Origin of the sequence: Paracoccus sp. SM22M-07 (assembly GCF_001887735.1) — a bacterium.
In the GTDB taxonomy this organism is placed as follows: Bacteria; Pseudomonadota; Alphaproteobacteria; order Rhodobacterales; family Rhodobacteraceae; genus Paracoccus.
In genome coordinates this window covers 261,572-273,129 of the sequence record NZ_JPKW01000003.1, presented here as the reverse complement: position 1 = coordinate 273,129, position 11,558 = coordinate 261,572, and the positions used below count along the sequence as shown (strand labels likewise).

The window sequence follows — 11,558 nt, the reverse complement described above, 5'->3', positions numbered from 1 at the left end:
CCTTGTCGTCAGGGAACTTGGATCTTCGCGCGGCGGCGTGAAAGGAGGCGGTGAATGGGGGCGGTTTCCCCCCGCAAAAGCGTCCGCTATAGATGGGGCAAAGCGCGGCCAAGGGTCAAGACCGGGCGATCAAAATGGCGCGACGGCGTCGCGAAGGACAAGAGGGGCAGATGGCACGGGGAATTCTGACAGGCGCGGTTCATGGCGCACTGCTGGGCGCGGCGGCTCTGGTGGGGCTGTCGCTGCTGGCGCCCCTGCCGCAGCCGCAGGACGCATCGCCGATGGTCGCCACCCCCGACGACGAGGCGACGCCTTCGGGGCGGATGGACCTGCCGGTGGGGTCGGAATTCGGACGTGCGGGCGATGTGGCCCCGCGTGCGCCCACGCCGATCCGTGCCGGCGAAAGCGAACGTCAATCCGAACCCGTGGCGGTCACCGCCCCCGTGGCCGAGCCCGCGCCGCGCCCCGTGACGGATGACAACGCCCGGCCCGATACCCTTGCGGGCGACAGCATGCCGGCGCAAAGCCAGCCCGCGCCCTTCGATGCCGCGCCGGGCCTGCAACTGCCCGGTGGCGCCGCGGATGCGCCGATGACGCGCAGCCTGCCGGGGCTTGCGCCCGATGCGCCCCAGGACAGTCTGCCGCAGCTGGCCGACAGCCCCGAGGCCCAGGACGCGCAGCCCGATCCGGCCCCCGAAATGCCCGCGCCGGGGCTGGACCTGTCGCTGCCCCCCGATCTGACCGATCTGCGCAAGATGGAGCGTAACTGAGATGAAGCCGATCAACCCCGCCCTGGCCGCCACCTTTGCCCCGCCGGTCATGGAGGCGCGCCGCTGGTTGCAGGGCGTCGATTTCCCGCCCGACCGGCCGCTGATCAATGTCAGCCAAGCGGCCCCCGTCGATGCGCCGCCCCTGGGTCTACGCCAGGCCATCGCCGAGGCTGCCCTGAACCGCCCCGAGGCGCATCTTTACGGTCCGGTGCTGGGCAATGGCGATCTGCGCGACGCGGTGGCGGCGCGGTTCGGCGCGGCCTATGGCGGGTCGCTGACGGGCGGCAACGTGGCGATCACCCAGGGCTGCAACCAGGCCTTCTGTGCGGCAATGACGACATTGGCCGGGGCGGGGGACCAGGTGATCGTACCGACGCCCTGGTACTTCAACCACAAGATGTGGCTGGACATGTCCGGCGTTCAAACGGTGCCCTTGCCCTGTGGCGACGCGATGCTGCCCGACCCCGAAAAGGCGCGCGCCCTGATCACGCCGCGCACCCGCGCGATCGTGCTGGTGACACCGAACAACCCATCGGGGGCCGAATATCCGGCCGAACTGGTGGGGCGCTTCTTCGATCTGGCGCAAAGCCATGGGCTGGCGCTGGTGGTGGATGAGACCTATCGCGATTTCGACAGCCGCACCGGCGCCCCGCACGACCTGTTCCAGCGGCCCGATTGGGACCGCACGCTGATCCAGCTTTACAGTTTTTCCAAGGCCTATCGCCTGACCGGGCATCGGGTCGGCGCGTTGGTCGCGGGCCAGGACCGCCTGGCCGAGGTCGAGAAGTTCCTGGATACGGTCGCGATCTCTCCGGCGCAGCTGGGGCAGGTGGGGGCGGTCTGGGGGCTGGCGAACCTGGACGACTGGCTGGCGGGCGAACGGGCCGAGATCCTGGCCCGCCGCCATGCCACCGAAACGGCGCTGGCCGATCTGACCGGTTGGACGCTGAAAAGTGCGGGGGCGTATTTTGCCTGGGTGGAACATCCCTTCGCCGAAAGCTCTGCCGATCTGGCACGGCGGATGGTGTCGGAAATCGGGGTGCTGGCGCTGCCTGGAACGATGTTCACGCCCGACGGCGATCCGACCGGCGCGCGCCACCTGCGACTGGCCTTTGCCAATGTCGATGCGGACGGGATCGCGCAATTGGCAGGGCGGCTGGCGCAGCTTGGGGCCTGATCCACTTGTGGCGCGGGGCGCGGCGTCCTAAAGACGGCAAAGACACGACCACGAGGAAGGCCGCGCCATGTCACAGCTGCGAACCAAGGGCAAATCAACCGTCGTCTGGATCCTTTTGGGTCTGATGGTCCTGGGGTTGGGGGGCTTCGGCGTCACCAGCTTTTCAGGGGGCACGACCGAGGTGGGCTCGGTCGGTGATACCAAGATCACCGCGGATGAATATGCCCGCGCCCTGCAGAACGAGATGCGCAACCTGTCGCAGCAGACCGGCCAGCAGATCACGATGGCGCAGGCTCAGCAGATGGGGCTGCCCGCGATGGTCCAGGGCCAGCTGATCGGGGCGGCGGCGCTTGCCGAACAGGCCCGCCGCATCGGCGTTTCCGTGGGCGATGAGAAGGTCGCGGAAACGATCATGCAGGCCGGCGCCTTCCAGGGGCCGAACGGCAGGTTCGACCGCACCGCCTATTCCGAGATCCTGCGCCGCGAACGTCTGACAGAGGCCGATTTCGAAGCGACCGTCCGCGACGACGAATCTCGCCTGATCCTGCAGCGCGCCATTGCGGGCGGCGTCGAGGCGCCCACGCCGATGGTCGATCAGACCGCGCGCTGGCTGCTGCAGACGCGTGATTTCGCATGGTACGAACTGACCGCGGATGATCTGGCCGAACCCATCGCCGATCCCGACGAGGCGACGCTGAAAGCCTGGCACGAGGCCAATGGCGATCGCTTCACCGCGCCCGAAACCCGCAAGATCAGCTATGCCTGGATCAATCCGGACATGCTGTCATCGGAGGTCGAGGTCGACGAAGAGGCCTTGCGCGCCGTCTATGACCGCAACATCGAGCAGTTCCAGCGCCCCGAGCGCCGGATGGTCGGCCGCCTTGTCTTCCCGACCGAGGCCGACGCGCAAGCCGCCCGTGACCAGATCGACGCCGGCGAAAAGCCCTTCGAATCCTTCGTGATCGACCGCGGCCTGTCGCTGGATGATATCGACCTGGGCGAGGTGACGCGCCAGGATCTGGGGCAGGCCGCCGATACCGTCTTTGCCGCCGAACAGCCCGGTGTGGTGGGCCCCGTCCAGACCGATCTGGGCCCGGCGCTGTTTTCCGTCAACGCGATCCTTGATCCCGTCGACATTCCGTTCGAAGAGGCACGCGACGATCTGCGTGGCGAGGCGGCCCTGAGCCGTGCCGCCCGTCAGATCCAGGACCGTGCGCCCGACTATGAAGACCTGCTGGCCGGTGGCGCCACGCTGGAGGAACTGGCCGAGGAGACGGAGCTGGAGCTGGGGCAGGTGGACTGGACCGCCGAGGGCAATCCCGAGGAAGGCAGCATCGCCGGTTACGAAGGCTTCCGCGAGCGTGCCGCCGACATCACCGCCAGCGATTTCCCGCAGCTGTTCGAACTGGCCGATGGCGGTGTCTTCGCCATGCGCCTGGACGAAATCGTGCCGCCGACGTTGAAGCCCTTCGACGCGGTCCGGGACGAGGTTCTGGCCGATTGGAAACAGGCCGAACTGCAGCGCCGCCTGCTGGACCTGGCCGCCGAACAGCGACTGGCTGCCGTGGCGCAGAACTCGCCCGGCGCCGATGCCGAACCGCAGGCCGAACCGGCCGAAGAACCCGCAGCCGTCGATTGGACGACCGAAACCGGCATGTCGCGCAGCGATTACATGCGTGGTTTGCCGCCCGAGATCCTGTCGCAGGCCTTTGCGATGGCCGAACCGGGCGATGTCGGGGTCGTCGATGCGGGCGACCGGGTCTTTGTGTTGCGCCTGGATCAGATCAGCGATGCGGACCTCTCGACCGAGGATGCGACGCAGGTCGTCGACAGCGTCAAGTCGCGTCTGGACCAGTCCCTGCAGGCCGACATCTTCGACTATTACGCCCGCCATGTTCAGCGCAATTCCAAGGTGCAGATCGACCAGCAGGCCATCAACGCCATCAACGCGCAGGTCCAGTGATGCAGCTGACGCCCGATTTCGAATCCTTCAAGGCGCAATGGGCCGCGGGTCACAACCAGCTGGTCACCATCCGTCTGGCGGCCGATCTGGACACGCCCGTCAGCCTGATGCTGAAACTGGCCGAGGCTGCCCCGCAGAGCTTCATGCTGGAATCCGTCACCGGGGGCGAGGTTCGCGGTCGTTATTCGATCGTCGGCATGAAGCCCGACCTGATCTGGGAGTGCCGCGACGGCAAGGCGCGGATCAACCGGCAGGCCCGCTTTACCGAGGAATTCGAGGATGATGCCCGTCCCGCCCTGGACAGCCTTCGCGCCCTGATCGCCGAGAGCCGGATCGAGACCATGCCCGAGGGCGTGCCGCCGGTGGCCGCGGGGCTGTTCGGCTATCTGGGATATGACATGATCCGGCTGGTCGAACACCTGCCGCATGTGAACCCCGACCCGCTGGACACGCCCGATGCGATGATGATGCGGCCATCCGTCGTGGCGGTGCTGGATGGCGTCAAGGGCGAGGTGACGCTCTGCGCCCCTGCCTGGCATGACGGGAACGACAATGCCCGCGCCGCCTATGCGCGTGCCGCCGAACGGGTGATGGATGCGCTGCGGTCGCTGGACCGCCAGCCAACCGAACCGCGCGCCCTGGGCCATGACATGCAGATCGGTGCGCCGGTGTCGAATTTCGCAAAGGCCGATTACCTGGCCGCGGTCGAAAAGGCCAAGGAATACATCCGCGCGGGCGACATTTTCCAGGTGGTGCCCAGCCAACGCTGGCGGCTGGATTTCCCGCTGCCGCCCTTTGCGCTTTATCGCAGTCTGCGGCGCACCAACCCGTCGCCCTTCATGTTTTTCCTGAACATGGGCAGCTTCCAGATCGTCGGCGCCAGCCCCGAGATCCTGGTCCGTCTGCGCGACGGCGAAGTCACGATCCGCCCCATCGCGGGCACCCGTCCGCGCGGCGCGGACGAAGCCGAGGACCGGGCGCTGGAGGCCGATCTGTTGGGCGATCAGAAGGAACTGGCCGAGCATCTGATGCTGCTGGATCTGGGGCGCAATGACGTGGGGCGGGTCGCCAAGCCCGGTACCGTGCGGCCGACCGAGAAATTCGTCATCGAACGCTATAGCCACGTGATGCATATCGTGTCGAACGTGGTGGGGCAGTTGCGCGACGGCGAGGATGCCCTGTCGGCGCTTCTGGCGGGTCTGCCCGCGGGTACCGTATCAGGCGCGCCCAAGGTTCGCGCGATGCAGATCATCGATGAGCTGGAGCCGGAGAAGCGTGGCGTCTATGGCGGTGCGGTCGGCTATTTCGCCGCAAATGGCGAAATGGACATGTGCATCGCGTTGCGCACGGGCGTGGTCAAGGACCAGGCCCTGTATATCCAAGCCGGCGGCGGCGTCGTCTATGACAGCGACCCCGAAGCTGAGTTCGAGGAAACGATGAACAAAAGCCGCGCCCTGCAACGTGCCGCCGAAGCGGCCGCGCAATTCGTCCGCGGAAACTTTTGATCGCCTGCAGCCAGCCTGCGTGACTATGGAAAAGGCGGCCCGATCGGGCCGCCTTTCTGTCAGATCCCGTATCGGGTCCGAACCATGCCGATCAGTTGGCGGGTGCGGTTTCCGTTTCGGTTTCCATCTCCATTTCCTCGGCGGGAGCGTCTGCATTCATGTCGCTCTCCATTTCGGCATTGTCTTCCATGGCATCTTCGGTTGCCATCGGCTGACCTTCGACGGTGCCTTCGGTTTCCATCGTGTCCATGGTGGCCGGGTCGGTTGCCATGGTGTCGGTGGCCGCCGGATCGGTTGCCATCGTGTCCGTGGCCATCTCACCCTCGGGTGCCTGGTCGCGGAAGACGTATTCCGGTGCCGCGTCGGCTTCTTCTTCGGTCAGATCGGTGGTGATCTGCTGGGCGTCCGAATTGATCATCAGGTCGGTCCACGGCAGGGCGATCTGCTTTTCACCGATACCCAGGAAACCGCCGACGCCGATGACTGCTGCCTTCATCTCGCCGGTTTCGCTGTCGACGATCAGGTCGTTGATATCACCGATGGCATTGCCTTCGGGCGAGGTCACCGAAGTGCCGGTGATCCAGTCGACGCGCCATTCGTTCTCGGCCTGCTGCTGTTCGACCTTTTCGGCGGCCGATGCTGCGGCTGCGGCGTCGTCACCTTCGGACGTTTCCATCGCGGGATCGGCCATGGTGTCGGCCGTGTCCGTGCCCATCGGCGCGGTTTCAGTCGTTTCCATCGCGGGATCGGTTGCCGGCGCGGTGTCCTGAGCGAAAGCGGCGCCAAAGGTCATCGGCAGGGCAACGGCAGTGGTCAAAAGAAGATTACGCATAGTGTCCTCCTGGTTTTCCATTTGCGGGCGGCGTTTGCATCCCGCGATTGAGTTCACAATGCGCAGATCCCGACAGAGGTTCCCCGCCGAAATCAGTTCGGCGGGGACCAGGCAGCAAGTCTTTGTGATGGAACCTTAGTCCTCGCCGCGGAACGGCTGGACATATTGCAGCGCCATGTCCCAGGGGAAATAGATCCAGGTATCCTGGCTGACCTCGGTGACATAGCTGTTCACCATCGGCTTGCCCTTGGGCTTGGCATAGACGGTGGCCATATGCGCCTTGGGATACATCTCGCGGATCAGTTCCAGCGTGCGGCCGCTGTCGACCAGATCGTCGACGACCAGAATGCCGTCGCCGTCGCCCATCAGTTCGGGATCGGGCTTTTTCAGGACCGTCAGCCCCGACTGTTCCTGCCGGTGATAGGATTTCACGCTGATCGTGTCGATCGTGCGGATGTCCAGTTCGCGCGCCACGATCATCGCGGGGACAAGCCCGCCCCGGGTCACGGCCAGAACGGCGCGCCATTCCTGTTCTTCCATGCGCCATGCCAGCGCACGCGCATCGCGGTGCAGCTGATCCCAGCTGATGTGAAAGCCTTTTTCGTGGGGCAGACGATCCGTCATGCGTCTTTTTCCTTCCTCAGGGATTCACGACCAGCGAAAGGCCCAGCAACGCGATTGCCAGGCCGGCCCCCCGGTCGATCCAGAACTTTGCGGCATAATAGCGGTCCCGCAACCACGGCAGCGCCATCAGACTGGCCAGTGCGGTATAGAATAACAGCTCGACGGACAAGGCTGTGACATAGATCGCGCCCTTGTCGGCGATGCTCAGCGCAGCGGGGAAGATCGACAGCAGCACCGCCGAATAGAAAAGCGCGGGCTTGGGGTTCGACAGGTTCAGGGCCATCCCCGACCACAGGCCGATGCCGCGTTTCGCGGATGCGGGATCGGGCAGGGGCTCGGCGGCGTGGCGCCACATCTTGGCGCCGATCCACAGCAGATAGACCCCGCCCAGGATGCGCATCAGCGTCAGGGTCCATGGCAACAGGCGGAAGATGACCGTCAGGCCCAGCAACGCAAACAGGCACCAGACCGAGGCCCCGACCGCCAGGCCCCAGCCATAGGGCAGGGCACGCCTGCGGCCATAGGCGAAGGACCCCTGGCTGATGGCGATGACGCCGGGACCCGGCGACAGGATCGCCACGGCCAGGGTCGCCACGAAGATGCCAAGCTGGTCGGCCGAGATGGTGATCATGCCCGGCCGCCCCGCGGATCTCAGTCTTTCTTGACGGTGGCGATGTCGGGCGCGTCGACGGCCTTCATGCCGACCACGTGATAGCCCGCATCGACGTGATGCGTCTCGCCCGTGACACCGGCCCCAAGGCGCGACAGCAGGTAGAGGGCGGAATTGCCGACATCCTCCTGCGTGACATTGCGACGCAGCGGAGAGTTCAGCTCGTTCCACTTCATGATGTAGCGGAAGTCGCCGATGCCCGATGCGGCCAGCGTCTTGATGGGGCCCGCGCTGATGGCGTTGACGCGGATGTTGTCCTTGCCGAAATCCTCGGCCAGGTAGCGGACCGATGCCTCCAGCGCGGCCTTGGCGACACCCATGACGTTGTAATGCGGCATGACGCGTTCGGCGCCGTAATAGGTCAGCGTCAGCATCGACCCGCCATCGGTCATCATCGCGGCTGCCCGGCGGGCGACGGCAGTGAAGGAATAGACCGAAATATCCATGGTCATCAGGAAGTTGTCGCGCGTGGTCTCGGCATAGCGACCGCGCAGCTGTTCCTTGTCGGAAAAGCCGATGGCGTGGACGATGAAGTCCAGCTTGTCCCATTCCGCGGCCAGTTTCTCGAACAATCCGTCGATCGAGGCGCCGTCGGAAACGTCGCAGGGCAGCACCAGATCCGAGCCGAGCTGGGCTGCCAGCGGGTCGACGCGCTTCTTCAGCGACTCGCCCTGATAGCTGAAGGCCAGCTCTGCGCCCTCGGCGGCCAATGCCTTGGCGATGCCCCAGGCAATCGACTTGTCATTGGCCAATCCCATGATCAGACCGCGCTTGCCGGCCATCAGGCCCGACCTCTGCTCGCTTGACATGTCCCGTCCCTCGCGCTTTCAACCGTTTCAGCGGTGATTATGCCGTTTACCCTGCCGCATCAAGCACAAGGAACGGATGATGACAGATCGGACCGGAATCTTTGCGGGTGATGACCCGTTCGACATCACGCGCTCCTGGTTGGCCGAGGCCGAGACGTCCGAGATCAATGATCCCAATGCCATCGCGCTGTCCACCGTCGATGCCGAGGGCATGCCCGACACGCGGATGGTGCTGCTGAAGGATATCGACGGTCAGGGACCCGACGGGTCGTTCGTGTTCTATACCAATTACGACAGCGCCAAGGGCCGCCAGATCAGCGCCACCGGTAAGGCGTCCTTCGTGATGCACTGGAAATCGCTGCGCCGTCAGATCCGCGTCCGCGGCACCGTCACCCGCGAGGAAGGGCCGCAGGCGGACGCCTATTACGCCAGCCGCGCACTGAAGAGCAGGCTGGGGGCATGGGCCTCGCCGCAATCGCAGCCGCTGGAGGACCGTGCGACCCTGGTTGCGGCTGTTGCCAAAATGTCATTGAAGCACGGAACCAATCCCGCCCGCCCACCTTTCTGGGGAGGCTTCCGAATCACTCCGACGCAGATCGAGTTCTGGGCCGATGGCGCGTTTCGCCTGCACGACCGTTTTGTCTGGGTCAGACAGGCGGAAGACTGCTGGAAAATCACCCGGCTTGCACCCTGAGCTTGACGAATTGTTTACTTGGGCCAAGATGGAGTGGCTTGGTTGGTCGCTCTGTTTCGGGTGATGGTATTTTGTTGTAGTCCGATTTGTGCGGTCCTAATGTCCGCGCAAATTTGGCATTTCGTGGAAACATGCAGACGATGACTGAAGATACTGGCCTGACACGCGTTACCGGATTGGTGAAGTGGTTTGACGCGACCAAGGGCTATGGTTTCATCGTGAATGACGAGGGTGGAGAAGACATTCTTCTGCACGCCAATGTCCTGCGCAATTTCGGGCGCAGTTCGGTCGCGGATCAATCCAGCGTCGTCGTGATGGTCCAGGCGACGAAGCGGGGCACCCAGGCCGCCGAGGTCGTGTCGATCGAGCCGCCGGCCACCGACGGCCATCCGCCGATCGCCGACCTGGATCCCGAAGTCATCGAGCATATGGACAGTCTTCCCCTTCGGCCCGCGCGGGTGAAGTGGTTCGACAAGAGCAAGGGCTTCGGTTTTGCAAACATCTTCGGACATCCGGAGGATGTTTTCATTCATATCGAGGTTGTGCGCCATTCCGGTTTTGCTGACCTTGCCATCGGCGAGGCGATTTGCCTGCGCGTGATCGAAGGTCCGCGCGGTCTGATGGCGGCGCAGGTCGCATCCTGGGACAATGCGGTCCCGGCATCGGCCCACGAACTGAAGACCGATATCCGTGAAGATATGCAGGATGCCGAATACCTTGCCCATGTTGCCGAATAGGCTTGCAGCCGCGCTCCTCGCGGCGCTGATCCTTGGCCCGCTGTCGGCTTCGGCGCAGGGAAGCTGCGCCGAGGATCTTGCCCTGATCCGGCTGGAAGACAGCCAGGTGCTGGAATTCGACATCGAGGTCGTCGACACGCCCGCATCGCGTGCGCAGGGCCTGATGTATCGCAAGAATGTCCCGCCGGGGACCGGAATGTTGTTCGTCTATGAACAGCCCCAGCCCGTCAGCTTCTGGATGCGCAACACGCTCGTTCCGCTGGACATGATCTTTCTGGATGCCACGGGCGTGATTCGCCACATCCACCCCAATGCCCGCCCGCTGGACGAAACACCCGTGCCCGGCGCGATGGTCGGCGACCCCGATCCCGCACGTCTGATGGTGCTCGAGATCGCAGGCGGGGAGGCGGCCCGTCTGGGGCTGGCAAAAGGGCAGGTTCTGGCGCATCCGGCCCTGGATCAGGACCGCGCGGCATTTCCGTGCAACTAGGCCTTTTCACAGCCCGATCAATCGTCTAAAGCGAAGCTGTCGGGGCGTAGCGCAGCCTGGTAGCGCGACGGTTTTGGGTACCGTAGGTCGGAGGTTCGAATCCTCTCGCCCCGACCACAATTGAGCTGTTCTGTGGCAAAGCGTTCTGCCTTTTCTGTCTGGCGGTCTGGTTCGCGGGATTGCCTGCTTTACGAAAGTGGACATGCGTGGATATTTCCAATTTCGACGCGAAGGGCATAAGCTGCCGAACCTTACAACGAACATGAACGTCGGCTTCAGCACTTAGTAGGCCATCGTTTGCCGGGACCAAGGTCCAAAACTGACCGCAACTAGTGTACATTTTAGTAATTTTATATTGAAAACCAGTGGGTTGAGTGACTAACACTGGTCAGGGCCAGACGAGGCAAGCGATATTTTTGGCCGAGAGTACAGCAGATGCGACGCATTCAGCCGTTCTTTACCAAGGTCCGGGGCGCGTTCGATATACAACCGCAAGGGTCTAAGCGGCATCATCTGTGTCAAACTGAGCCACTTCCTGCGAATCGGACAGTGATTTCGGCTACGATCTGTCGTCTTCTGATCTCCAGGAACGAGGTGATCAGAAGATGAAGAGGCCATGACGCGGGGTTCAAAGCCTGCGTGGCCCTAGAAGCGCTGAAGGGCGAGCGCACAGTGACCGAACTGGCCGCCGATTACGGTGTGCATCCGACCATGATGCATCAGGGGAAGAAGGCGTTGCTCGATGGAGCGGCCGACATCTTCGAACGGAGCAGCCGAAAGCCCGCGGGGGTGGACGAGGAGACGGTCCGGTCCCTGCACGCCAAGATCGGAGAGCTGGCCGTCGCCAATGATTTTTTGTCAGGAAAGCTGAAGCCCTAGGGCGGGAAGTGAGATGCAGGACGATCGAACGGACCCATCCCAAGCTGTCGGGGCGCGCAGTGCTGCCTGCTGTCGATCGCGCGACCCTCGTTCTACTATGCCCACGCAAGGCGAGACGGCGTTGAACCTCGGCCTGATGCCGATGGACGAGCAGTTCCTGGACACGCCGTTCTTCGGCGTCGGGCAAATGGCCTGGCATCTGCGCAACGACGGACAGCTGGTGAACGAGAAGCGCATTCGTCGGCTGATGCGCCTCATGCGTCCGATGTCGATCTACCCAAGACCCGATACCAGCAGGCCGGCAAGGGGCCACAAGACCTATCCCTGTCTGCCGAGAGGGTTGCGGGTGGACCGGCACAACCAGGTCTGGTGCCGGGACATCACCTATCTGCCGATGCGGCGTGGCCT

At 64.1% G+C, this 11,558-nt stretch carries 11 protein-coding genes, 1 tRNA gene and 1 pseudogene; 9 read left to right on the top strand and 4 right to left on the bottom strand.

Annotated features, from left to right (window positions below):
- The first annotated feature begins 170 nt into the window (after positions 1-170).
- From IE00_RS06400 to trpE, 4 genes are all read left to right on the top strand, one after another.
- A complete protein-coding gene (locus tag IE00_RS06400) occupies positions 171-770 on the top strand; it encodes a hypothetical protein (protein WP_072296244.1) in 600 nt (199 codons plus the stop codon).
- A gap of 1 nt (position 771) precedes the next feature.
- A complete protein-coding gene (locus IE00_RS06395) occupies positions 772-1,947 on the top strand; it encodes an aminotransferase (RefSeq protein ID WP_072296243.1) in 1,176 nt (391 codons plus the stop codon).
- Between the two features lie 67 nt (positions 1,948-2,014).
- Positions 2,015-3,910 (top strand): peptidylprolyl isomerase, encoded by a 1,896-nt coding sequence (locus tag IE00_RS06390; protein ID WP_072296242.1) that lies wholly within the window; start codon positions 2,015-2,017, stop codon positions 3,908-3,910.
- A complete protein-coding gene (gene trpE / locus IE00_RS06385) occupies positions 3,910-5,415 on the top strand; it encodes an anthranilate synthase component I (protein WP_072296241.1) in 1,506 nt (501 codons plus the stop codon). Before IE00_RS06390 ends, trpE begins: the two co-directional genes overlap by 1 nt.
- Positions 5,416-5,506: 91 nt before the next feature.
- Here trpE and IE00_RS06380 read toward each other — a convergent pair whose 3' ends face one another.
- The 4 genes from IE00_RS06380 to fabI form a co-directional block, all read right to left on the bottom strand.
- On the bottom strand, positions 5,507-6,232 hold the full coding sequence (locus IE00_RS06380) for a PRC-barrel domain-containing protein (RefSeq protein WP_205949656.1): 726 nt from the start codon (positions 6,230-6,232) through the stop codon (positions 5,507-5,509).
- Positions 6,233-6,382: 150 nt separating this feature from the next.
- Positions 6,383-6,871: a xanthine phosphoribosyltransferase gene (gpt, locus tag IE00_RS06375; RefSeq protein ID WP_072296239.1), complete on the bottom strand. Its 489-nt coding sequence runs from the start codon at positions 6,869-6,871 to the stop codon at positions 6,383-6,385.
- Positions 6,872-6,887: 16 nt separating this feature from the next.
- A complete protein-coding gene (locus tag IE00_RS06370; protein ID WP_240493805.1) occupies positions 6,888-7,502 on the bottom strand; it encodes a LysE family translocator in 615 nt (204 codons plus the stop codon).
- 20 nt (positions 7,503-7,522) lie between these two features.
- Complete coding sequence (gene fabI / locus IE00_RS06365) at positions 7,523-8,350, bottom strand: enoyl-ACP reductase FabI (protein ID WP_072296238.1); 828 nt, start codon at positions 8,348-8,350, stop codon at positions 7,523-7,525.
- A gap of 79 nt (positions 8,351-8,429) precedes the next feature.
- Here fabI and pdxH point away from each other — a divergent pair, with 79 nt between their 5' ends.
- The 5 genes and pseudogenes from pdxH to IE00_RS20835 all read left to right on the top strand — a co-directional run.
- Positions 8,430-9,044: a pyridoxamine 5'-phosphate oxidase gene (pdxH, locus tag IE00_RS06360; RefSeq protein WP_072296350.1), complete on the top strand. Its 615-nt coding sequence runs from the start codon at positions 8,430-8,432 to the stop codon at positions 9,042-9,044.
- Between the two features lie 140 nt (positions 9,045-9,184).
- Entirely contained in the window at positions 9,185-9,781 is a 597-nt protein-coding gene (locus IE00_RS06355; protein ID WP_072296349.1) for a cold-shock protein, read from the top strand.
- On the top strand, positions 9,768-10,271 hold the full coding sequence (locus IE00_RS06350; protein ID WP_072296237.1) for a DUF192 domain-containing protein: 504 nt from the start codon (positions 9,768-9,770) through the stop codon (positions 10,269-10,271). The genes IE00_RS06355 and IE00_RS06350 overlap by 14 nt, the downstream gene beginning before the upstream one ends.
- 40 nt (positions 10,272-10,311) lie before the next feature.
- Positions 10,312-10,388 (top strand) — tRNA-Pro (locus IE00_RS06345).
- 522 nt (positions 10,389-10,910) lie between these two features.
- Positions 10,911-11,558 (top strand): annotated as a pseudogene (locus tag IE00_RS20835) (IS3 family transposase); the annotation flags it as partial.